The following is a 22,891-nucleotide window of genomic DNA, read 5'->3' as shown; positions in this document are numbered from 1 at the left end:
GAAAGTTTGCATCGGGAGCACCGAATGTCCGCACGTAAAGTTCCAGTCACCATCGTCACGGGTTTCCTCGGCGCAGGCAAAACCACGCTTGTCCGTCACGCCATTGAAACTGCCGAAGGCCGCCGCCTCGCGCTGATCGTCAACGAGTTCGGCGACGTCGGCGTTGACGGCACGATCCTGCGTTCATGCGGTATCAAGAACTGTCCGGAAGAAAACATCGTCGAGCTGACCAACGGCTGCATCTGCTGCACCGTCGCCGACGATTTCATTCCAACGCTCGAAACGCTGCTGTCGCGCCAGCCCGCGCCCGAGCACATCATCATCGAAACGTCGGGGCTCGCGCTGCCGAAGCCGCTGGTCAAGGCGTTCGAGTGGCCCGATATCCGCAACCGCGTGACCGTCGATGGCGTAGTGACCGTCGTCGATGGACCGGCCGTCAAGGCAGGCCGCTTCGTGGACGATCCGGAGAAGGTCGCGGCGCAGCGCGCAGCCGATCCTTCGGTCGATCACGAAAACCCGTTGGAAGAAGTGTATGAGGATCAGTTGCTCTGCGCGGACCTCGTCGTGCTGAACAAGGCCGACTTGTTGTCGGACGACGACATCAAGACGCTGTCGGACGAAATCAAGCGCAGCATTCCGCGTGCGATCAAAATCGTCGCCGCGCGCGAAGGGCAGGTGCCTGCGGGCGTCCTGCTCGGATTGTCAGCTGCCGCCGAGGACGACCTCGCGGCGCGTCCCTCGCATCACGACAATGAGGCCGAGCACGATCACGACGACTTCGAAACCTTCATCGTCGACGTGCCGGAAGTCGCAACGCCGGATGATCTCGCATCGCGCGCCAAGGCCATCGCCAACGCCCACGACGTTCTACGCGTCAAAGGCTACGCGGCGATCGGCGGCAAACCGATGCGGCTGCTGCTGCAAGGCGTGGGCGAGCGCGTCGACACGCGTTACGAGCGCGCCTGGCAGCCCGATGAAGCGCGCGTCGGCCGCCTCGTCGTCATCGGACAAAAAGGTCTCGACCGCGACGCCATCGTCCGCACGCTGACAGGCGAGAGCTGATGCACATCGTTGTCCGCGAGGCACGAGAGCTTGACGAGGCTGCCGCCGTGCAGGACCTCGGTCTCTCGCCCGCGGACATTCTGGTTCTTTCGTTTTCGGATTCGGATTTGGCGATGGCCGCCGCCGCATTCCGCGACGTGCCCGAAGCACAACGGCCGAGCTTGCGCGTCGTCAACTTAAGCGCGCTCCGCCATCCGATGTCCGTCGATCTTTTCATCGATGCGACGATGAACGGCTCGAAGGCCATTCTCGTGCGCTTGCTCGGCGGCCTCGACTATTGGCGCTACGGCGGCGAGCAACTGAGCAAGCGCTGCCGCGAGCTTGGCATCGCGTTGGCGATCGTTCCCGGCGACGGGCGGCCGGACTTGCGTCTCGCGGCGCTCTCGACACTTCCCGCCGATGACTTGGCCAATCTCGAAGCTCTGCTCGACGAGGGCGGCATCGAGAACACCCGTGCGGCGCTCAGCTCCGTATTGGCGCGTGCCGGTGGCAGCACCGAGGCTTTGCCGCGCGTTCGCGCGATACCCGCTTACGGCGTCTATCGCGAAAGCCTGCAAAGGTCCGCACGTGGCTCCGCCATCATCGTCTTCTATCGATCGCACCTGTTGGCGGGCGACGTTGCACCCATCGATGCGATTGCCGATGCCTTGGAGCAACGCGGCCTCGCGACAACGGCGATATTCGTTCCGAGCCTCAAGGCGCCTGATGCCGCCGACTGGCTACGCGCCGCCATGAAATCGATGACGCCCGACATCATCATCAACGCCACGGCCTTCGCCGCGCGCGATAGCGATCATGCCTCTCCGCTCGATACCGCCGACTGTCCGGTCTTGCAGGTTGCGCTTACGAATGCGTCGCGCGCGCTCTGGGACCGCTCGCAACGCGGCGCCAGCGCTTCTGATCTGGCGATGCATGTCGTGCTGCCCGAACTCGATGGACGCCTGTTCGCGGGCGTCGTCTCGTTCAAGGAGCCCGACGAGACGGTCAACGAGGTGGGTATCTCGCTTCTGAAGCATGCGCCCTATGATCATGGCATCGCGCACGTCACGGACCTCGCACGCGCATGGGTCCATCTTCGTGCAACGCCCCGGAGTGAGCGCCGCGTCGGCTTGCTTCTGTCGACCTATCCCGGACGACCGGACCAGATTGCGCACGCCGTCGGACTTGACGGCTTTGAAAGCACGCAGCGCATCCTCTCGCGCTTGCTGAACGATGGCTATGGCGTAACCGACGCGCCACGATCGGCACGGGACGTGGTCGAAAGCCTCGCCGAGACAAATCAAATCCGCTGGCCGCTCGAAGACTACAAGACCGCATTTCAAAACTTGCCGCAGGGCTTTCGCGATTTGGTCACGTCGGCATGGGGTGCGCCCGAGACGGACGCATCCTGCGTGAACGGCGCATTCGCATTTCGCGCCGCTCCGTTCGGCAATGTGATCGTCGGATTGCAGCCCGAGCGCGGACAGCCGCAAGATCGCAAGGCGGAGTATCACGATCCGTCAACGCCGCCGCGCCACAGCTACGTCGCGTTTTATCTTTGGCTGCGTCACGTCGCGAAGATCGATGCGTTGATGCATCTCGGCGCGCACGGCACGCTCGAGTGGCTGCCCGGCAAAGCCATCGCCGCAAGCGAGGCCTGCGCGCCGCGTGCGATCCTCGGATCTCTGCCGCTCGTCTACCCGTTCATCGTCAACGATCCGGGCGAGGCCGCGCAAGCCAAGCGGCGCATCGCTGCGATCACGCTCGGACATAAGCCACCGCCGATGACGGAGGCCGGAATTTCCGGCCCGTTGAGCGACGTCGAACGTCTTGTTGATGAGTTCTCATCTGCAGACGGCCTCGATCCGCGCCGCAGGAAAGCCTTGTCGGAACAGATCGTCGACGCCGCCGTGCGCGCCGGAATTGCCGAGCGTTGCGGCTTGACTGCGGGCATGCCGACGAACGACGCGCTGATGCGCATCGACGCGTTTCTCTGCGACGTGAAGGAATTGAGCATTCGCGACGGTCTGCACGTGCTCGACGATATCGAGCTCGATGCCATTGTCCGTGCGCTCGACGGCAAGTTCATCGAGCCAGGCCCCGCAGGCGCACCGAGCCGTGGCCGATCCGACGTTCTCCCGACCGGACGCAATCTCTTCAGCGTCGATCCGCGTGCCGTGCCGACACCGACCGCGTGGGCGAACGGCAAGCGCGCCGCAAAGGCGATCCTCGAACGCTACGTCTCCGACCACGGCGAGTGGCCGCGCGCGATTGTGCTCGATCTCTGGGGCAGCGCCACGCTGCGCACGGGCGGCGAAGAACTTGCGACGGCGCTGGCGTTGCTTGGCGTGCGTCCGGCGTGGGACGAGCGTTCCTATCGCGTCACCGGAGTCGAAACGGAATCGATCGCGGAACTCGGGCGGCCGCGCGTCGACGTCACGCTCCGGATATCGGGGCTATTCCGCGACATGTTCGGCGCGCAGCTCGCGCTGTTCGACTCGGCCGTCGCTCTCGTCGCCCAACTTAAAGAAGACGCAGGCGACAACCCTCTCGTCGAATGCGCGAAGATCGCGCCGCGCCTGGATCGCATTTTCGGGCCCGCAGACGGCAGCTTCGGCGCCGGCGTCATGCAGTTGATCGACCGCGGCTCGTGGAAAAATCAATCCGACCTCGGCGCGTCCTACATCGAAAGCTCCGCGCATACCTACAACGCCGACGGCACCTCCGAAGCTGCAAAAGACAATTTTGAATCGCGCGTTAAAAGCGCCGACGCCTTCGTGCACATCCAGGATCATCGCGAGATCGATCTGCTGACCGGCGGCGATTTCGCGGCGCATGAGGGCGGCTTCGCCGCCGCTGCTGCCTCCGTCGGAAACGACAAAGTTTCCCTCTATCACGGCGACACCGGCACGCCCGACGCGCCGCGCGTTCGCACGCTCGCCGAGGAATGCGCCCGCGTCGTGCACGGACGCGCCGCGAATTCGCGCTGGATCGATGGCCAGATGCGGCACGGCTTTCGCGGCGCCGCCGAGATGGCGCAAAGCGTCGATGCCGCGTTCGCCTTTGCGGCAACGGCGAAGGCTGTCGATGATGGCGCATTCGAACGGCTGTATCAGGCTTATCTCGGCGATCCTGCCGTCGCCGCATTCATCGCGCGCGAGAACCCCGCTGCGATCGACGCGATGCGCCGCCGCTTCGAGGACGCCATCGCGCGCGGCCTCTGGCATCCGCGCCGCAACGACATCGGCGTGCGTAATCCTTCCTCGCAGGAGGCCGCAGAATGACGTCGCGGTCGTTATTGCGCAAAGGCTGGTGTCCGGGTGCGTTGCGGCCGATGCAGTCGGGCGACGGACTGATATTGCGGGTCAGGCCGCGCGTCGGAACGCTGCGCATCGCGGATTTGTTGACGATCGCGAAAGTCGCCGCTGAGTTCGGCTCCGGCGAAATCGATTTGACCAATCGCGGCAATCTGCAATTGCGCGGCCTCACCACCGCAAGCCATTCGCAAGCGCTGGTGGCGCTGAGCGAAACCGGTCTGATCGATGCCGATGAAGGCGCCGAAGCGATCCGCAATATCATCGTCGATCCGCTGAGCGGCATGGATCCGGCACGCGCCGACGTCCAGCCTCTGGCAGCCGCGCTCGAAAAGGTTCTGCTGACGAACAGCATGTTCTGGCAACTGCCGGCGAAGTTCGGTTGGAGCTTTTCCGCCACAAGGGATGTGCGCGTCGGCGATCGCGCGACCGACGTCATGGTGTCGTCGATCGCCCCCGACACCTATGCGGTGTTTCTCGATGGCGCTGCGGAAATAGGCGTGCGGTTGCCGTCGAACCATGTTGTCGAAGCCGTCACGCGGCTCGCGGCTGTCTTCCTTGAGCTTCGCATCCGTGATCAGTCCATCTCGCGGATGAAAGATGCGGTTGCGCGCAGCGGCAGCGCAACGATCTACACGGCTGCGGGCCTGGAGTCGGAAATGCTCCCCGCCGTCGCGCCGGATTCCCTTCCGGTTCCACCGGTCGGCGCGCACAAACACAGCGGACAGATTTTTGCCGTTGGCGTCGGACTTCCATTCGGACGTATCGATGCGCATCAGCTCCAAGATTTGTGTGCCGCCGCGGCACATGCAGGAGCCGGCGTTGTCCGCATGAGCCCGCAGCGCGTTCTCGTCTTTCCGGTCGCGGACGATACACGCCGCCACGAGGTTCTGACGGAAGCAGAACGCCTCGGCCTAATCACGGAGCCGGACGATCCGCGCCTCTTTTTCGACGTCTGCCCCGGCTCACGCGGATGCGCGAACGCGACGACGGATACCCGGCAGGACGCCCGCCGCCTCGCCGATCGCCTCCGCAGGCAAGCAATTTTACCGTCGGTTCATGTTTCGGGCTGCGAAAAAGGGTGTGCGCGGCGCGGAGCCGCCGCATTGACACTCGTCGCGCGCGATGGCCGTTACGACCTGATCTGTGATGACGGACCGGCAGGCCGCGTCGCCCTCGCAGCCGTAAGTCCAGCAGACATAGAATCCGCCGTCGCCCGTTACCTTCTCGAGCATGCCCGATGACGAGCACCAAGACGACCCAAGACTACATTCGCGACGGCGCTGCGATCTATGCGCGGTCGTTTGCGATCATCCGCGCGGAAGCTGATCTTGCCGGTCTCTCACCCGAGGAAGAGCGCGTCGCGGTTCGCATCGTGCATGCCTGCGGCATGGTCGATATCGTGCGCGACCTTGTCATGTCGTCGACCTTCGCGGCGTCAGCATCAACGGCGCTGAAGAACGGCGCTCCGATTCTTTGCGACTCGATGATGGTCGCAGACGGCGTGACGCGCGCGCGCCTCCCGGCAAAGAACGACGTCATCTGCACGTTGCGCGATCCGTGCGTTACAGAGATCGCAGCGGAAATCGGCAACACGCGAACGGCAGCCGCGATGGAGCTTTGGCGCCCGCATCTCGCCGGATCGCTCGTCGTCGTCGGCAATGCGCCGACCGCGCTCTTCCGGCTCTTCGAAATGCTTGACGAGGGCGTTCCGAAACCGGCCGCCGTCATCGGAATGCCGGTTGGTTTCGTCGGCGCGGCGGAATCGAAAGACGCGCTTGCGGCTGACGGCCGTGTTCCGTTCGCGATCATCAAAGGCCGCAAAGGCGGAAGCGCGATGGCCGCTGCCGCCGTCAATGCGCTTGCAAGCGAGGCCGAATGACGGTCAATCCGACGGGAACATTGTATGGCGTCGGTCTTGGTCCGGGAGACCCCGACCTCGTGACGCTGAAAGCGGCGCGCATCCTGAAAACCGCGCCGGTCATTGCGCATTTTCGCAAGAAGGGCCGGGCGGGTCATGCCTGGACCATCGCCGCGCCGCACTTGAACGGCGATGCGAGCGAAGCCGCATTCGAATATCCGGTGACGACCGAAATCGATTTCCGCGAAGACGCCTACGTCGACGCGATCCGCGATTTCTACACGGCGAGCGCGCAGGCAATCATGCAGCATCTCGCCGAAGGGCGCGACGTTGCGCTGCTCTGCGAAGGCGATCCATTTTTCTACGGCTCGTTCCTTCACATGTACGACCGCATCAGAAGCGCTTACCCCGTTCGCGTCGTTCCGGGCATCACGGGCATGTCGGGATGCTGGACGGCGGCGGCCGCTCCGATCACCTACGGCGACGATATCCTGATGGTGCTGCCCGGAACGCTCGACGGTGCCGCTCTTGCGTCGCATCTGAGGACGGCCGACGCCGCGGTGATCATGAAGGTCGGCCACAACATCGATAAGATCAAGCGCGCGCTGCACGACGCCGGCCGCGCCGCAGACGCGATCTATGTCGAACGCGGAACGATGCAGGGCGAACGGGTCGTGCCGCTTGCGGAACTCGAAGACTGCGCCGTGCCCTATTTTTCGATCATTCTTTTGCCCGGCGGGCGAGGACGGCGCATCGCATGAACGGACAATTGACGATCGTCGGATTGGGACCAGGCCCGTCCGAATGGATTACGCCCGCCGCCGATGCAACCATCTCGACCGCTGACGTCGTGCTCGGATACGAGAGCTATCTCGCGCGACTGACGCCGCGTCGCGGGCAAATCTTCGAAGCTTCCGACAATCGCGAGGAGCTTGCGCGCGCCAAGCGGGCTCTCGAAATCGCATCGTCCGGCAAACGCGTCGTCGTCGTTTCCGGCGGCGATCCCGGCGTCTTCGCAATGGCCGCAGCGGTATTCGAAGCGGTCGACAATGCGCCGGATCTCGCGAACGATATCGACATTCGCGTCGAGCCGGGCGTTACCGCAATGCTGGCGGCGGCAGCGCGCATCGGCGCGCCATTGGGCCACGACTTCTGCGCGATTTCGCTCTCGGATAATCTCAAGCCCTGGGCGACGATTGAGAAACGTCTGCGGCTTGCGGCGGAAGCGGATTTCGTTATTGCGCTTTATAATCCGGCCTCGAAAGCCCGGCCCGAGCAGATCCAGGAAGCGTTCCGGATTCTGAGCACGATCCGCGCGCCGGAAACAATTGTCGCGTTTGCGCGTGCCGTCGGCCGCGCCGACGAGTCGATCGAGATCACGACATTGGCCAACGCGGCGAAGGCGACATGCGATATGCGCACGGTTGTCCTCGTCGGCTCGCCGTCGACGCGCGCCGTACAAGGTAGCCACGGCCGCACATGGGTTTATACGCCGCGTTTCGTACGGGACGCATGATGATGCGCGGTCCAGGACAGCGCTTCGTCGCTTGTCGTGACGGTATGCCGTTTCGCGATGTCCGGCCGTTTGACGATGTGGACGGGCAACTGCAATGCGCGCGCCGCCTCGATTTTCGAGTACGCGGCATCTCCGCCGGCGTTCTTCGCCAGCACGCGCGCAATCCGATATTCACGAAACAAAGCGATATCGTCTTCCGTCCGGAACGGGCCGCGTGCAGAAATGACGACGGCCTCCGGCAGCTCCGCGGGCGGCGCGCTCGGATCGACGACACGGATGACGTAACGATGCTGCGGCTTCGCGCAAAGCAAAGGGATCGCCGAGCGGCCGAGCGCCGAGAAGACCGTGCTTGGAGCGTCGGGCAAGGCCGCGATCGCATCTTCGGCGATCGCATGCTCGATCCAAATATCGCGAGCAGTCCGCTGCCACGGCGGCCGTTCGATTGCGAGCAACGGCACGTTCGCCTTCGCGCAAGCCGCGATCGCGTTGTTGCTGATTTGAGCCGCGAACGGATGCGTCGCATCGACGACGATGTCGACGCCGTTCTGAACCAGATAATGCGCAAGGCCTTCAACACCGCCGAAGCCGCCCACACGAACCGGCACGGGACTCGGAGCAGCCTTGCTTGTTCGTCCCGCGAGCGAGAGCACGGCCGCGACGCCGGGCATCTGCGCGATGTCCTTCGCAAGGCGCGTGGCCTCGCTCGTTCCTCCGAGCAGAAGCAGCTTGAGCGGTTGCTGTGTCGTCGCGTCCATGATGAAAGCCCAATGCCATGAGCGGGCGCTGGTTGTCCATCATCGGCATTGGTGAAGACGGCCGCGCGGGTCTCGGATCGGCGGCAAACGCCTTGATCGATGCCGCCGAACTGATCGTTGGCGGCGAACGCCATCTCGCGCTCGTCGGCGACACCCGCGGCGAGAAGATGCAGTGGCGCACGCCGCTCGATGCGACGAGCCAGGATATATTGGCGCGGCGCGGCAAGCCGGTCGCCGTGCTCGTCTCGGGTGATCCATTCTGGTTCGGCGCGGGCGTCACGCTGACGCGCGCGATTCCAATCGACGAGATGCTGGTCGTCACGTCGCCGTCGAGTTTTTCGCTCGCTGCGTCACGGCTCGGGTGGGCGCTGCAGGATACGGTGACGCTCGGCCTTAACATGCGTGGCTTGACGCCGCTTTTGCGCCGCCACGTGCATCACGGACGCAGGATCTTGGCGCTCGCGTTGAATGGCGAGACGCCGGGCGAGGTCGCGAAATTGCTGACGTCGGCGGGATATGGCCCGAGTACGATCACCGTCCTCGAAGCGCTCGGCGGTCCGCGCGAGCGCATTCGTTCGACGACGGCAGAAGCATTCGCTCTGACTGACGTCGATCCGTTGAACGTGATCGCCATCGACGTCGTCGCCGGTCCCGAAGCGATGCCGATCCCTTACGCTGCGGGCTTGCCGGACACATACTTCGAGAACGACGGACAGTTGACCAAGCGTGAGGTGCGCGCGGTGACGCTATCGTCGTTGCAACCGGGTGCTGGCGAACTGTTGTGGGACATCGGCGCGGGCAGCGGATCGGTGGGCATCGAATGGATGCTCGCACATCCCGCCAACCGCGCCATCGGCATCGAGCGAGACGAGACGCGCGCCGCTCGCGCTGTACGCAATGCCGTCACGCTCGGCGTGCCGCAACTCGATATCCGCAAAGGCGCCGCACCGGACGCGCTCGACGGCTTGCCTTCGCCCGACGCAATTTTCATCGGTTGCGGCTCGGCCGACCGCGATCTGATCGGCACGTGCTGGAACGCGCTGAAACCCGGTGGCCGCATCGTCGTCAACAGTGTGACGCTCGAATCGGAGCTTGCGGTGCTTGCGGCCTACCATGCGCACGGCGGAACGCTGACGCGGTTCGCTGTGGAGCGCGCCGAACCGCTCGGCAAGCGCATGACATGGCGGCCCGCGCTGCCGATCATTCAGTGGGTCAGCCGCAAGCCGGGGGCCGGGGCATGATCGCCATCGGAGTAGGCGCCAACAGCAAAGCGCGCGACGAGGACTTTGCCTCAGCTCTCGCAAGCATTCGTGCTGAAACTGGCGGCGACGTCGTCGCGACATTCGAAGACGCACCGTTTCGCGCGCCGCTGCAAACGGCTGCCTCGCGGCAGTCGCTGGCGCATCGCACATTGCCGCTTGCGGATCTGCGAAAAAGAAATGACGATTGCATGACGCGCTCGGAGCGATCGCTCGCACTCTACGGAGTCGCCTCGATCGCTGAAGCTTCGGCGCTCGCAGCCGCAGGCCCGCGCTCGGAATTGATCGCTGCGAGACGCATCATCGGCAATGTCACAGTCGCAGCGGCCAAGTCCGCCGATACGAAAGAAAGCCCGACATGACAGTGCATTTCATCGGAGCAGGTCCGGGTGCCGCCGATCTCATTACGATACGCGGCCGCGATTTGATCGCGCGCTCGCCGGTCTGCCTTTATGCCGGTTCGCTGGTGCCGCAAGCACTTCTCAGTCACTGTCCGGCCGGAGCCGAGATCGTCGACACCGCGCCGATGACGCTCGACGAAATCGTTGCCCGCATCGAGAAGGCAACCGGCGAAGGCAAGGACGTGGCGCGTTTGCATTCCGGCGATCTCTCGATCTGGAGCGCGCTCGGCGAGCAGCTGCGTCGCCTCGATCAACTGAAAATTCCGTACACGATCACGCCTGGCGTTCCGGCTTTTGCAGCTGCGTCGGCGGCCCTCGCACGCGAACTGACGTTGCCCGAGGTCGCGCAATCGGTTGTCCTGACGCGCACGTCCGGCCGCGCGTCGTCGATGCCCGGAACGGAAACGCTCGAAGCTTTCGCAGCGACGCGTGCGACGCTCGCGGTACATCTTTCAATCCATACGATCGCTGATGTCGTGCAGCGCGTGCTGCCGTACTATGGCGCCGATTGCCCGGCCGCCGTCGTCTATCGCGCGACCTGGCCCGAAGAGAAGATTGTGCGCGGGACGCTCGCAACGATTGTCGCGCAAGCGTCCGAAATGTCCGTTGAGCGAACCGCGCTGATTCTTATCGGCGAGGCGCTTGGGCGCGAGGACTTCCGAGAAAGCGCGCTCTATAGCGTCGACTACCGGCGCCGGTTTCGCGGCGGTTGATGTGGGTTGAAACATGGCTGAGACATCACCGCTCCCGCCTGGCTTGATCATCGGCGCACCGCGATCGGGATCGGGCAAGACGACAGTCACGCTCGGCTTATTGCGCGCATTGAAACGGCGCGGCCATGCCGTGCAGCCTTTCAAATGCGGCCCGGATTACATCGACCCGGCTTTCCATGTCGCCGCCGCTGGCCGCGAGTCCTACAATGTCGATAGCTGGGCGATGCGCTGGCCGCGCGTGGCTGGTCTTCTCTCACAAGCTTCAAACGGCGCCGATATTGTGATCGTGGAAGGTTTGATGGGCTTCTACGACGGCGTCGTGCAACCGGGACATTGGGGCAACGGCGCGAGTTCGGATCTCGCTGCGGCAACGGGATGGCCTGCGATCCTCGTGCTCGACGTCTCCGGCCAATCCCAAACGGCCGCCGCCGTCGCGCGCGGCTTCATGAACTTTCGCGATCGCGTCGAGATCGCAGGCGTCATTCTCAATCGCGTCGGCAGCGCGCGTCATACCCGCTTCGTGTCGGAAGCGCTGACGGCGGTCGGTTTGCCCGTCGTCGGAGCATTGCCGCGCGAGGCGAACCTCGTTCTGCCCGAGCGGCACTTGGGGCTCGTGCAAGCCGAGGAAACAGCTGAGCTTGAGAGCCGCCTCGAGACGCTTGCGGATTTCATCGACGCCAACGTCGACATGGCCCGCATCGTCCAACTCGCAAAGCCAGGCTCCGTGGACTCCGGTCCAGCCGTCTCAATCCGTCCGCCCGGGCAGCGCATCGCGCTGGCACGCGATGCTGCGTTCTCATTCGTTTATCCGCACCTGCTCGCCGCCTGGCGTGAGGCGGGAGCGGAGATCTTCGCATTCTCACCGCTTGCCGACGAAGTCCCCGATGCGACTGCGGACGTGGCCTGGATGCCGGGCGGCTATCCCGAACTGCACGCGGGCCGCTTGGCCGCCGCGGATCGTTTCAAATCGGCGATGAGAAAGTTCGCCGAGACGCGACCCGTCCACGGCGAGTGCGGTGGCTACATGACCCTCGGAACCGGCCTCGTCGACGCGTCGGGCGAGCGCCACGAGATGATCGGGCTTTTGGGATTGGAGACGTCTTTCGCGAAACGGAAGCTCAATCTCGGCTACAGAAAAGCCGAAATCGTCGAGCCATGTGTACTCGGGAACCCCGGCGACCAGCTGACCGGGCACGAGTTTCATTACGCGAGCGTCCTATCGTCCCCTGACGCGCCGCTGTTCCATCTCCGCGATTCAGACGGCAACATCCTCGCCCAACGCGGCAGCCGTCGCGGCTTGACCACCGGCTCGTTCCTTCACGTCGTCGACGTCTAAGCCTCGTAACTTACTGATAAAAAGTACTAAAGTTTAAAAGTTGGCAGTCATTGATAAGCTGCGGAACTTTTTCGCGCATCCATGCATTTAAGTCTAGACGACTAGTGGATCCGAGGTGCCTTCCAACCGCATGAATGGGTCCGAATCCAAGGGGTTTCACAATATGGGCGCGAGCAGTGCCTCCAAACTGGGGGAATTAACGCCGTCGCAAACGCAGTTGCCTGCCGAGCTTCAAGGGCAGATCGGCCAGCGCCTGCGTGAAGCTTACAACGAGCTGATCAGCGAGCCGGTTCCTGACCGCTTCATCAACCTGCTGCAGCAGTTGAAAGACCGGGAAGACAAAAGCCCGGACGATCATCAGGAACAAGGTCAAGGGGGCAAAACGTGACCAAGCCCACGGACGACCTTCAGACGTTGTTGATTGCTTCTGTTCCGAACCTTCGAGCGTTCGCGAATTCGTTGTGTGGCGATCCAACGCGTGCTGACGATCTCGTTCAGGATACGCTCGTCAAAGCCTGGACCAATCTCGAGAGCTTTGAAAAAGGCTCCAATCTCAAGGCATGGCTGTTCACGATTTTGCGCAACACGTACTTCTCGGAGCTGCGCAAACGTCGCCGCGAAGTGGAAGACGCTGACAACGCGCTTGCCGAACGGATGTCGATTTTGCCCGACCAGCATGTCCATATGGACCTGATCGACTTCAAAAAAGCATTTGGAGTTCTGAGTGACGACCAGAAGGAAGTTCTCTTGCTCGTTGGAGCAGAAGGATTCTCATATGAAGAAGCAGCCGAAATCACCGGCGCAGCCGTCGGTACGGTCAAGAGCAGGGTCAATCGAGCCCGGGTCGCATTGACCAAGGCACTAGGTCTCGAGTCGGGTGAGGATTTCACATCCAATCCGGAATTCATGGGGCTTGTTCGGCTTGGGCAGTCTGTCGTGCGCGGCTAGCTCTGACCACGACTGCGTTGCCACACCACCAAGTCCGCAAAATTTGGAAGTCATGAACGCGCGAGGTTCACCATGTCGATCGCAGAATCCATCGCTCCCCATCTGCCTTATCTGCGCCGTTACGCACGATCTTTGACGGGCAGCCAGCACTCAGGCGACAACTACGTTGCAGCCGTGCTTGAGGCTCTGATCGCGGATTCAAGCTCATTCGACAGGACACTGTCGCCACGCGCAGCGCTCTATCGCGCTTTCACGAAGGTTTGGAATTCGGTCCCCGTCAATCAAGAGAGAGACGAGCAGGCGGCATCTGAGAAATCCTTGCCGGAGCGTCGGCTTGAATCGATAACGCCGCTGCCGAGACAGGCTTTCCTGCTCGTGTCCGTCGAGGGGTTTACGACTGCGGAAGCCGCGCAAATCCTCGATTGCACCCCGGCGCACATCACTGAACTCCTGCAGATGGCAGGCTCCGAAATTGCAGAGCAGCTTTCGGCCGACGTTCTCATCATCGAGGACGAACCGCTGATCGCGATGGATCTCGAGGCGCTCGTCGTCGATATCGGCCATCGCGTTCAGGGCGTCGCGCGCACGCACAAGGAAGCGGTCGCCGAAGTCGCGAAGAAAGCGCCTTCGCTGGTCCTCGCCGATATCCACCTCGCGGATGGTAGTTCGGGTCTGGAAGCCGTGAATGAAATTCTCGAAACGATCAGCGTGCCCGTGATCTTCATCACCTCGTTCCCGGAGCGCCTGTTGACGGGCACCAAGCCCGAACCGGTTTTCCTCATCACCAAGCCGTTCGAGCCTGCGGTCGTGAAGGCAATGATCAGCCAATCGCTATTCTTTGGTCTGCGCTCGACGAAGTCGGGCCAGCGCGCAGCCTAATATTCAAGCCGGCGAAAATAGTAAGGGCGCAGCGGTCTTAACCGTTGCGCCCTTTTTCACGTTCGCATGCGCTGCAAAGCTCGGAAGCGATCAGGCCCGTCGCACGAAGTTCGCGACCAGTGCCACGACGAACAGAACGATCGCGACCCAGAACAACAGGCGCGCACCTTCCATCGCAGTTCCAGCCACGCCGCCAAATCCGAAAAGCGCCGCAACGATTGCTACGATGAGGAAGACGATGGCGTAATGCAGAAGATTGCCCATTCGTGAAGCTCCACTTTCCGTTGTGGGCATGAAACGTCGAAGGCTTGCACGCAGTTCCGTATTTTGCCCTGTAATCCGATGTTTACTGCCCAATCGTCAGTCAATGGCGCGACTGGACATCGTAAAAATAACGAGCCCGCGACGCTCGGGGGAAAGCGTGCGGGCTCATAAAACGCGCCGTACCTTGGGCCACGGGGGGAGTGGGAGGGAGTAACGGGCACGGTCGCAACACTACAACTCGCCCATAACTAAACGGTTCCTGCCGACGGCCGGTCCTAGCCAGAATATTTTCACGTCTCAGTGTGCGGCCCCGAGAGTGACGGCGCCTTTGCGCTAGGAAGGGGCGTCGAGTGCATGCCGATGTTCGCCAATGGCCCTTCCATCGTCCACGTCATGTTTTCGCCGTCGCTCATTATGCAAGAATCGAGCTTTAAACCTTGACCTGAAAAGCGCTCGATAACCGAGAGACTGTACCCCTTCGCGTGATCGACATTGTAGGGAGGCCCACCGGTTTCCCTCCACGAGATCCGCACTGTCGAAGCGTTCGGAAACGACCACTGCAGCGTGACTTCGCCTGACGCGACCGAAAGTGCGCCGTGTGCTGTTGCATTCAAAGCCAGCTCGGTAACGATCATGCCGAGTGTCTGCGCGGCTTCCGGCGTGACGAGTAGCGGAGGGCCGGAAATCTTGACACGGGACGCATCGGAGCGCGCGACGGCTTCAATCTCTGCTGATGCCAGCCTTGCAAAATCGACGCTTTGCCAGTCTGCCGCGACGATCAGGTCTTGCGAGGCCGAAAGTCCTGCAACGCGCAAGGCAAATTCTTTCAGGTGCGATTTGACATCGACCGCGTCGCGCGCCGTAAGCCGCGCCATGGCGAGGATCAACGCCAGCATGTTCTTTGAACGATGCGAGACTTCGCGAAGCAAGGCATCCGTGCGCGACAATCCGCGTTTCTGATCGGTGACATCGTTTGCGGTGCCGACGAACCCGAGAACCTGCGATCCTTCACCTCGGATGGTATTGGCGCGCAGCGCGATCCATCGTTGTTCGCCGTCAAAGCACGTTAGCCTGACGTCGATCGAGAGCGGCCGTCCGTCTGCAAGAGCGATCCGGATCGAATGTAGCAGGCGGCGGCGTTCCTGAGGAAAAGTACGCCGGAGAAGTGCGCGCACGCTGGGCGGTGGCGCGTCTGGCGGTTGCCTCAGTAGCGCGGCCGGAGAATTCTCCCATAAGATCGTGTTGGCCGGCCGGCGCCACTCCCAGATGCAAATGCCGCCCGCAACGAGCGCTTGATGCAGGCGCTCCTCGTCGAGGCCTCGCCCGCGGTTGATCCTTACCTCCGGCGAACCTCCTCCGGTTTTCCTCACGCGATCCTCTGCGGAGGCCATCGTTGCGCGATGCGGCGTCGATAAAGCCAATTCAGGTTGCCCATCTGCGGTTTTGCTCACGCGTTTCAGAAACGTCGGTCTATCGATAGCCAGGGATAGCGCTGTCAGAACACACGTAACGATGAAGAAGCTGGTCCAGTTTCGCCGGCTCTGATCGTCGAGAGGCGCGAGGGGCGTCATGGCGCGAATTCGGAATGCGAACAACGAGGGTTCCGACGTGCCTACCGCATACAAGTCAGCCTCAGAGAAAAGGTTAAACAATCCCGCGGACGCGCTGTTGATTGCAGCTTGCTTAACGTCCTGCGCCCCGAAGCTCGCCAGCACCGATCCATCGGGATCGATCACGATCATGTCCCACTTGCCTTGCGAGCCCATGATCTGCATCGAGCTTTGAAATGCAGAATCCGGCAGGCGGGACTGCAACAGCACGCGATCGCTCCCATCTCTCGAGAACGGGACCCACAGATCAAGCGTACGGCTTCCTTCCGCACCGAGGGACGACATCACCCGAGGCGTGTTCGCCGCGAGCGTCGACTTTGCGGCGGACAGTGTCTTCTCATCGAGTATCGATGCTTCCGTGCCTTCGGCGGATACCGGCGCAATGACAGTCGGCCAATTTTCAAGCGCTTTAGGTCGTACGCGGAGATCTGGAGCATTCGGGTCTGCTGAGGTGTCTGCGCGGCCACTCTGATTGGCAGTCTCCTGCGAGCGCTGCATAGATTGGACCAGACTGCGGAGTTCCTGATCAAGAAGCGCAGCCGAGGCCGACGCGCGCAATCGGGCTTCGAGTTCGAGAGCGCTCCTCGCCTGCCCATCGATCTTGTTCAGCAGAATTGTCCCGAGCGCGAACCAAGGCACAAGAAAAAGAACGGCCAGGGGAAACCGGAGCCGTATCCCGGAAGGAGTGGACTCGCCGCCGCCAGGCTGCCGGCGGCGCCAAAACCTTAAAAATCCGTAGTTTCTCCTTATCGGCACAGTTTGATACTTTATATTATTCCGAACTTCTGCCAGAGTCCTGCACCACTACAATCGCTCAGAAGGCCCGAATTGTTCCGGCCTTGGTCGCCTTTGCGTCGATAGTCCCCGTCGAACGAACATTTTCGCCACGATGGTGACACACGAAGGGGTGACTCACGGCAAGGAACAGAGTTGCGCTCGGCAATGAAAATTCTGCGAAATCGCTTCGGGCTCGCCGTGCTGACGCTTCTGGCGTTCAGCGTGCAGATCGCTGTTGCAGCGCTCCATCATCACGAGGTTAATCGCCGATCGGACTTCGCTGCGCGCGCCATGACGGCGGGTCTCTGCGCGCCGGCGTCGAAGGGGCCTTGCGATCAGGATCGCGGCCGGCATGCCCATGATGATTGCGTTCTGTGCTGGGCCGCCGCGATGGCCCACAATTCGTTGGAGCCGCCGTCACCGGCCGAGCTTACGCGTCCACCACTTCGCTCGGGCACCCGTTTCGAGCCGCGCGATACGCGCGTCGTCGATGTCATTCATCGCGATAATTTCCAGGCGCGGGGTCCTCCAGCTTCAGCACGCGCATAAGCGTTGACGAAGGTCGCTCGCAGGACGAGCTACGTCGATGACGCGCCGCCCTCGCCACGCGCCAAGACGCCCCGGCTCATTGCGATCATGGCCTCAACGCCGCTTGCACATGCCGGGCATGGCAACACTCAATCACGATTATGGAGATCATCATGTTGAAGTCGCTGACCGGCCTCGCGGCCGCAGTTTTTGTTCTGACGTCGCCCGCCGTCGCGGACGAGGCCGGGCACAGACAACTCGGCCCGCACGTTCATGGACAGGGCACGCTCGATATCGCCATCGAAGGCAAGAAGATCGCGATGGAACTCGTCGTTCCTGGAATGGATATCGTTGGCTTCGAACACGTGCCGACAACCGACGCGCAGAAGGCGGAGGTCGAAAAAGGCAAGGCCAAGTTGACGGACGTTCTGAGCGTCTTCAAGTTTCCGGCCTCCGCAAAATGCAAGGCGGATTCCGCAAACGTCGAAAACCGTAAGGAAACGCATCATCCGGGCGAAAAAGACGATGACGATGACAAGCCCGGCGAGCCCGAGCACGCGGAATTCCACGCAACTTACTCGATCACGTGCGAGGCGCCGGAAAGCGTGACCGGTCTTGAGACATCATACTTTACGAGCTTCTCGGGCGCGCAACTCCTGAACGTGAACATAGCGACCTCGAAAGGTCAAACGCAGGCACAGATGACGCGCGATAAGCCGACGCTCGATCTCGCCGGTGTGATGTAGCGCATGAGCGAGAGTCTGACCGCCGACGTCGGACGGCAGGGGGAGAGCGCTAGCTCTCCCGATGCTGTTTCGTTCGCGAACGTGGAATACACATGGTCCGGTTCGTCGCCATTCACGCTCGCGATCGCGGATTTCAAATTGGCGCGCGGAGAAAAGCTGCTGCTGCTCGGGCCATCGGGCAGCGGCAAGAGTACGTTTCTAAGCCTGCTCGCCGGCATCGTCGTTCCCGGCAAAGGCAAGATCGACGTGCTCGGAACGGATATGGCGCGGCTGAGCGGCGCCGCGCGCGACCGCTTCCGCGTCGAGCATTTCGGCATCATTTTTCAGATGTTCAATCTGCTGCCCTACGGATCGCTGATCGATAACGTGCTCCTGCCGCTGCACTTCTCACGCACGCGCCGAGATCGCGCGCGGGCCGATGGCGCGCTCGACGATGTCGCGACCGATCTTCTCGCGACGCTTGGCATCGACCGCACGGTCATCGCGACAGCGAAAACGGCAAACTTGAGCGTCGGTCAGCAACAGCGCGTCGCAGCCGCACGCGCTCTGATCGGCGCGCCACAGATTATCGTCGCTGACGAACCGACATCCGCGCTGGATCGCAATACCGAAGGCGCGTTCTTGAATCTGCTTTTTGCGCAAAGCGGTGCGGCGGGAGCGAGCGTGATCATGGTCAGCCACGACGAAAGCCTCGCGCGCTATTTCGACCGCGTCGTGCGACTTGACGACATCGCTGTCGCAACACGAGGAGCGCGCTCGCAATGATCATGCGCCTCGCACTTCAGTCGCTCCGCAATCGCTGGGTAACGGCACTACTGACGGTGCTCGCCATCGCGGTCAGCGTCATGCTTCTTCTCGGCGTCGAGAAAGTCCGCACCGGCGCCAGACAGAGTTTCGCCGATACGATATCCGGCACCGATCTGATTGTCGGCGCCCGCAGCGGCAGCCTGAACCTGCTGCTCTATTCCGTCTTCCGCATCGGCAATGCGACCAACAACGTGACTTGGAAAAGTTACGAGGACATCGCCAAGCTGCCGGACGTCTCGTGGATCGTGCCGCTATCGCTGGGTGACAGTCACCATGGCTTCCGCGTGCTCGGAACCAACTCAGACTATTTCACGCATTACAAATTTCGCCGCGGCCAAAGCATGAGCTTCGTGGCGGGCGGACCGTTCAAGGATCTGTTCGACGCCGTCATCGGCTCAGACGTCGCCGACACGCTGCACTACAAGGTCGGCGACAACATCGTGATCGCGCATGGCGTCGGAAGCATCTCGTTCGTCGAGCACGCCGACAAGCCGTTTCGCGTCGCCGGCATTCTCGCAAAAACGGGAACGCCGATCGATCGCACCGTGCACGTCAGTCTTGAAGCTATCGAAGCCATTCACATCGATTGGCAGAGCGGCGCACCGGTTCCTGGCCAAAGCGTCACTCCCGACGAAGTGCGCAAGATGGATCTGACGCCGCGAGCGATCACCGCCGCGATGGTTGGTCTCAACTCGAAGCTCGCGACATTCAAAATTCAGCGCGCCATCAACAATTATTCGGAAGAACCGCTGTCCGCAATCATGCCGGGCGTCGCGCTGCAGGAGCTATGGGGTCTGATCGGCACAGCGGAAACGGCGTTATCGGCTGTGTCGGCGATGGTCGTCGTGACGGCCCTTCTCGGCATGGTGACGATGATCCTGACGACGTTGAACGAGCGCCGTCGAGAGATGGCGATCTTGCGTTCCGTCGGTGCGACGCCAGCTACAGTGCTCGGTCTGCTGGCCGCGGAAGGCGGACTGCTGACGCTTGCGGGTGTCGTGCTCGGTACGGTCGCGCTTTACGTTGGACTGTATTTCGCGCGGCCCTATATCGATCACGCTTACGGATTGAGTCTCGCGATCGACCCGCCACGAGCCGATGAATGGGTGAAGCTTGCGCTGATCGTCGCCGCCGGATTCGTCGCCGGGCTGCTGCCCGCGCTCAGAGCATACCGGCTGTCGCTTGCAGATGGAATGATGATCAGAACGTGATCGAACAGAGCCGCGTTGAGAGGGATAGACCATGACGGCACGACACAGAGCAGGGTTGCGGGCGGCGCTGGTATCTGCCGCAATCATCGGAGCCGCTTCATCTGCAGCGGCTGAGGCAGCCCGGCAGCTCAAATGGGCTGACCTGATCCCAAAGGCGACGGCGTCAGCGACCGATGCGCTGCGCGGCAAAACATTCTTCGGCGGATCGACACCCGCGCCGGATAACGGTGCGCCGCCTCCGCCGCTCGCGGAAGGCCAGTTCATGTCGGTCAAGCGCCGCCAGCCCGGAAATGATCGTCCGCCCGCAGTCGTTCCTGAGCTGGACGGTCAGAGCGTCTCGATCGGCGGCTATGTCGTGCCTCTCGATTTCGACGCGACGACGGTGAAGGAATTTCTATTGGTGCCGTTTGTCGGAGCATGCATTCATGTGCCGCCGCCGCCTGCGAACCAGATCATCTACGTGAAAACGGAAAAAGGCTTCGAGGTTGGCGGCCAGTTCGATCCTGTCACGGTGACCGGAAAGATCAACACGGCGGTCGCATTCACCGGCTTGGCCGATGCCGGCTACACGATCACCGCAGACACCGTTGAACCTCGCACCAAGTGATGCGGCTGAAAGTACACAGCGTTCGGATTACGGGCGCGTTCGCCACTGCAATGGAAGTGCACGAATTCCGGCATTTTGGATCGACTACGATGCCGGGTTGAATATCGCGCGTGTACAGGCGGACGTAGATTGCAATTTTAGCGAATGCTGACAGCCCGTAATTCCATTGCAGGCAGCAGACATTCTAATAAGCTCAGCAATTCTTCTTCGTTCGCGGATGCGAGATCGGCAAATACCCTCGCTCTCAGGTTAACACATCTTGAGAGGTTGATATGCCCTTCACAACTCTAACGCGCCGTTCGGCGCTCGTCGCTGCATTCGGCCTCGGCATCGCCGGCCTTGCAGGCCCGGCACCGTCCGCATTCGCAAAAGACATCACGCTGCTCAACGTGTCCTACGATCCGACGCGTGAGCTTTATGCAGCTTACGACAAGGAATTCTCGAAATTCTGGAAGGCGAAGACAGGCGATGACGTCACCGTCAAGCAATCGCACGGTGGATCGGGCAAGCAGGCACGAGCCGTGATCGACGGCCTCGAAGCCGATGTCGTAACGCTGGCGTTGGCTGCCGACATCGACGCGCTTCACAAGAATGGCGGCCTGGTGAAGGCCGATTGGATCAAGCACTTCGCCGACAACTCCGCTCCTTATACCTCGACCATCGTTTTCCTGGTTCGCAAGGGCAATCCGAAAGGCATCAAGGATTGGTCTGACCTCGTGAAGGACGGCGTCGAAATCGTAACGCCCAACCCCAAGACGTCAGGCGGTGCGCGCTGGAATTATCTCGCAGCCTGGGGATATGCGCTGAAGCAGCCCGGCGGCAGCGCCGAAAAGGCCAAGGCATTCGTTGCCGATATTTATAAGCACACGAAGGTCCTGGACTCAGGCGCGCGTGGATCGACGACGACGTTTGTCGAACGCGGTATCGGTGACGTTCTGCTGGCCTGGGAGAACGAAGCTTATCTCTCGCTGAAGGAATTCGGCCCCGACAAGTTCGAGATCGTCACGCCGTCGATCTCGATCCTCGCTGAACCTAACGTCGCGATCGTCGACAAGGTCGTCGACAAGCGCGGTACGCGCGAGGTTGCGGAAGCTTACTTGAAGCATCTCTATAGCCCCGAAGGCCAGGAAATCGCCGCCCAGAACTTCTATCGTCCGCGTGACGCGAAGGTTGCCGAGAAGTACGCGAGCCAGTTCGGACCGATCAAAACCTTCACGATTGACGAGGTCTTCGGCGGCTGGGGCAAAGCGCAGGCTGTCCACTTCGGGGATGGCGGTATCTTCGATCAGATCTACGCACCTGGCAACAAGAGCTGATCGCTGACTGGTCACTAAAGAATCGTGCGCCGCTCGTCGTAGAGCAGGAACTCCTCCAATCGTCCGGGCATGAAGCCGGGCGGCGCACGAAACAGGTCCCCGGTGCGGAGATCACAACGATGCTGATCAGAGAGATGTGTAGCGGTGCGTGCTCCTGAAGGAGACGCCCGAATTTTGCTTCGGAACCGGCGCAGCGCGCAGAGCGGATCCGAAGTCACCTCAAGCATCGAAGGACAATCTCTGATGACGACCCTGATCGTTCCCGGCCTGAAATCAAGCGGACCCACCCACTGGCAGACATGGCTCGAGCACCGCGTCGCCGGCAGTCTGCGCGTCACCCAACGCGATTGGAATGACCCGCATCTGCCGGACTGGTCGAGCCGCATACGGCGCGAAATTGCGCGCGCAACCGACCCTGTTTTCATCGTCGCGCATTCGTTCGGAGCATTGGCTGCCGTGCAGGCGGCGAGCGATCACAGGGAGCGCATCGCAGGCGTGATGCTCGTTGCGCCGGCTGATCCAGATCGATTCGGTGTTGCCGAGTTCCTGCCGGCAAAGCCTTTGGGATTCCCGGCTATCGTCGTTGCAAGTACAAACGACGCCTGGATGGCATTTGATCGCGCAGCGCATTGGGCGCGACTCTGGAAAGCCGATTTCATCAGTCTCGGCGAAGCCGGTCACATCAATGCCGATGCGGGCTTCGGTCCGTGGCCGGAGGCGCTGGCGCTGCTTCAGCGTCTGACGCGCGCTGCGGAATTTCGTCTGGCGGCGGAACGGGTTGCCGCCTTCCGGCTGTCGCGGTCAGGACAGCTGCGCGGGCAGCAGTGGGCGTCGTGAACGTCTTATGAGTGCGCCCTGAACAATCGTTCGAACACGGAATATCTCCGGGTTCGTTTTGGCGCCGCTTCTCCATGAGAACAGCCAGTGCGATCGCATGCGAAGCCGCACGTGATGTACGAGAGTGACGATAATATAACAGATAGAGCGATGAAAATGCTTGTT

Annotated in this window: 23 protein-coding genes; 20 read left to right on the top strand and 3 right to left on the bottom strand. The window is 61.9% G+C overall.

The annotated features are described in order from the left end of the window. The first annotated feature begins 24 nt into the window (after nt 1–24). Genes cobW through cobJ form a run of 6 tightly spaced genes read left to right on the top strand, consistent with a single transcriptional unit; the run spans nt 25 to nt 7,732 of the window. A complete protein-coding gene (gene cobW, locus HDEN_RS13335) occupies nt 25–1,062 on the top strand; it encodes a cobalamin biosynthesis protein CobW (RefSeq protein WP_013216655.1) in 1,038 nt (345 codons plus the stop codon). Next, nucleotides 1,062–4,325: a cobaltochelatase subunit CobN gene (gene cobN / locus HDEN_RS13330; protein WP_013216654.1), complete on the top strand. Its 3,264-nt coding sequence runs from the start codon at nt 1,062–1,064 to the stop codon at nt 4,323–4,325. Before cobW ends, cobN begins: the two co-directional genes overlap by 1 nt. Then, entirely contained in the window at nt 4,322–5,599 is a 1,278-nt protein-coding gene (gene cobG, locus HDEN_RS13325; RefSeq protein ID WP_013216653.1) for a precorrin-3B synthase, read from the top strand. The genes cobN and cobG overlap by 4 nt, the downstream gene beginning before the upstream one ends. Further along, on the top strand, nt 5,596–6,237 hold the full coding sequence (locus HDEN_RS13320; RefSeq protein ID WP_013216652.1) for a precorrin-8X methylmutase: 642 nt from the start codon (nt 5,596–5,598) through the stop codon (nt 6,235–6,237). Before cobG ends, HDEN_RS13320 begins: the two co-directional genes overlap by 4 nt. Next, on the top strand, nt 6,234–6,977 hold the full coding sequence (locus tag HDEN_RS13315) for a precorrin-2 C(20)-methyltransferase (RefSeq protein WP_013216651.1): 744 nt from the start codon (nt 6,234–6,236) through the stop codon (nt 6,975–6,977). Before HDEN_RS13320 ends, HDEN_RS13315 begins: the two co-directional genes overlap by 4 nt. Next, on the top strand, nt 6,974–7,732 hold the full coding sequence (cobJ, locus tag HDEN_RS13310; protein WP_013216650.1) for a precorrin-3B C(17)-methyltransferase: 759 nt from the start codon (nt 6,974–6,976) through the stop codon (nt 7,730–7,732). Before HDEN_RS13315 ends, cobJ begins: the two co-directional genes overlap by 4 nt. On the opposite strand, the gene HDEN_RS13305 is transcribed toward cobJ, so the two are convergent. After that, nucleotides 7,702–8,487: a cobalt-precorrin-6A reductase gene (locus tag HDEN_RS13305; protein ID WP_013216649.1), complete on the bottom strand. Its 786-nt coding sequence runs from the start codon at nt 8,485–8,487 to the stop codon at nt 7,702–7,704. The two genes, cobJ and HDEN_RS13305, sit on opposite strands and share 31 nt — an antisense overlap. Before the next feature lie 17 nt (nt 8,488–8,504). On the opposite strand from HDEN_RS13305, the gene HDEN_RS13300 reads away from it, so the two are divergent. The 7 genes from HDEN_RS13300 (at nt 8,505) to HDEN_RS13270 (ending at nt 14,023) form a co-directional block, all read left to right on the top strand. Next, nucleotides 8,505–9,728 carry a bifunctional cobalt-precorrin-7 (C(5))-methyltransferase/cobalt-precorrin-6B (C(15))-methyltransferase gene (locus tag HDEN_RS13300; protein WP_013216648.1) on the top strand — a complete coding sequence of 408 codons (1,224 nt, stop codon included), beginning with the start codon at nt 8,505–8,507 and terminating at the stop codon, nt 9,726–9,728. After that, the gene (locus tag HDEN_RS13295) at nt 9,725–10,108 is read left to right on the top strand and encodes a cobalamin biosynthesis protein (protein WP_013216647.1); all 384 of its coding nucleotides are present in this window, start codon (nt 9,725–9,727) and stop codon (nt 10,106–10,108) included. Before HDEN_RS13300 ends, HDEN_RS13295 begins: the two co-directional genes overlap by 4 nt. Continuing rightward, nucleotides 10,105–10,860, top strand: coding sequence for a precorrin-4 C(11)-methyltransferase (cobM, locus tag HDEN_RS13290; RefSeq protein WP_013216646.1), 756 nt, complete (start codon nt 10,105–10,107; stop codon nt 10,858–10,860). Before HDEN_RS13295 ends, cobM begins: the two co-directional genes overlap by 4 nt. Before the next feature lie 13 nt (nt 10,861–10,873). After that, nucleotides 10,874–12,196 carry a cobyrinic acid a,c-diamide synthase CobB gene (locus tag HDEN_RS13285; protein ID WP_013216645.1) on the top strand — a complete coding sequence of 441 codons (1,323 nt, stop codon included), beginning with the start codon at nt 10,874–10,876 and terminating at the stop codon, nt 12,194–12,196. A 163-nt stretch (nt 12,197–12,359) separates the two neighbouring features. Then, a complete protein-coding gene (locus HDEN_RS13280) occupies nt 12,360–12,584 on the top strand; it encodes a NepR family anti-sigma factor (RefSeq protein ID WP_041921667.1) in 225 nt (74 codons plus the stop codon). After that, nucleotides 12,581–13,144, top strand: coding sequence for a sigma-70 family RNA polymerase sigma factor (locus HDEN_RS13275; RefSeq protein ID WP_013216643.1), 564 nt, complete (start codon nt 12,581–12,583; stop codon nt 13,142–13,144). The genes HDEN_RS13280 and HDEN_RS13275 overlap by 4 nt, the downstream gene beginning before the upstream one ends. A 72-nt stretch (nt 13,145–13,216) precedes the next feature. Then, nucleotides 13,217–14,023 carry a response regulator gene (locus HDEN_RS13270; protein ID WP_013216642.1) on the top strand — a complete coding sequence of 269 codons (807 nt, stop codon included), beginning with the start codon at nt 13,217–13,219 and terminating at the stop codon, nt 14,021–14,023. A gap of 90 nt (nt 14,024–14,113) precedes the next feature. Here the strand turns inward: HDEN_RS13270 and HDEN_RS18015 are convergent, their stop codons facing one another. Beyond that, on the bottom strand, nt 14,114–14,287 hold the full coding sequence (locus tag HDEN_RS18015) for a DUF1328 domain-containing protein (protein WP_013216641.1): 174 nt from the start codon (nt 14,285–14,287) through the stop codon (nt 14,114–14,116). A 290-nt stretch (nt 14,288–14,577) separates the two neighbouring features. Beyond that, nucleotides 14,578–16,536 carry a sensor histidine kinase gene (locus HDEN_RS13260; RefSeq protein ID WP_013216640.1) on the bottom strand — a complete coding sequence of 653 codons (1,959 nt, stop codon included), beginning with the start codon at nt 16,534–16,536 and terminating at the stop codon, nt 14,578–14,580. Nucleotides 16,537–16,839: 303 nt separating this feature from the next. Between HDEN_RS13260 and HDEN_RS13255 the strand changes: the two genes are divergently transcribed. The 7 genes from HDEN_RS13255 (at nt 16,840) to HDEN_RS13225 (ending at nt 22,726) form a co-directional block, all read left to right on the top strand. Then, on the top strand, nt 16,840–17,223 hold the full coding sequence (locus tag HDEN_RS13255; protein ID WP_013216639.1) for a hypothetical protein: 384 nt from the start codon (nt 16,840–16,842) through the stop codon (nt 17,221–17,223). Nucleotides 17,224–17,375: 152 nt separating this feature from the next. Continuing rightward, nucleotides 17,376–17,948: a DUF2796 domain-containing protein gene (locus HDEN_RS13250; protein WP_013216638.1), complete on the top strand. Its 573-nt coding sequence runs from the start codon at nt 17,376–17,378 to the stop codon at nt 17,946–17,948. A gap of 3 nt (nt 17,949–17,951) precedes the next feature. Beyond that, complete coding sequence (locus HDEN_RS13245) at nt 17,952–18,713, top strand: ABC transporter ATP-binding protein (RefSeq protein ID WP_013216637.1); 762 nt, start codon at nt 17,952–17,954, stop codon at nt 18,711–18,713. Continuing rightward, nucleotides 18,710–19,966 carry an ABC transporter permease gene (locus HDEN_RS13240; protein ID WP_013216636.1) on the top strand — a complete coding sequence of 419 codons (1,257 nt, stop codon included), beginning with the start codon at nt 18,710–18,712 and terminating at the stop codon, nt 19,964–19,966. The genes HDEN_RS13245 and HDEN_RS13240 overlap by 4 nt, the downstream gene beginning before the upstream one ends. A gap of 31 nt (nt 19,967–19,997) precedes the next feature. Then, complete coding sequence (locus tag HDEN_RS13235) at nt 19,998–20,573, top strand: DUF3299 domain-containing protein (protein ID WP_013216635.1); 576 nt, start codon at nt 19,998–20,000, stop codon at nt 20,571–20,573. A 272-nt stretch (nt 20,574–20,845) separates the two neighbouring features. Further along, complete coding sequence (locus tag HDEN_RS13230) at nt 20,846–21,889, top strand: sulfate ABC transporter substrate-binding protein (protein ID WP_013216634.1); 1,044 nt, start codon at nt 20,846–20,848, stop codon at nt 21,887–21,889. Between the two features lie 243 nt (nt 21,890–22,132). Beyond that, a complete protein-coding gene (locus tag HDEN_RS13225) occupies nt 22,133–22,726 on the top strand; it encodes an RBBP9/YdeN family alpha/beta hydrolase (RefSeq protein ID WP_245256641.1) in 594 nt (197 codons plus the stop codon). The last annotated feature ends 165 nt before the right edge of the window (nt 22,727–22,891 follow it).

This window comes from Hyphomicrobium denitrificans ATCC 51888 (assembly GCF_000143145.1).
In the GTDB taxonomy this organism is placed as follows: Bacteria; Pseudomonadota; Alphaproteobacteria; order Rhizobiales; family Hyphomicrobiaceae; genus Hyphomicrobium_B; species Hyphomicrobium_B denitrificans.
The sequence above is the reverse complement of the archived record's forward strand: the minus strand, read 5'-3'. Positions and strand labels throughout refer to the sequence as shown.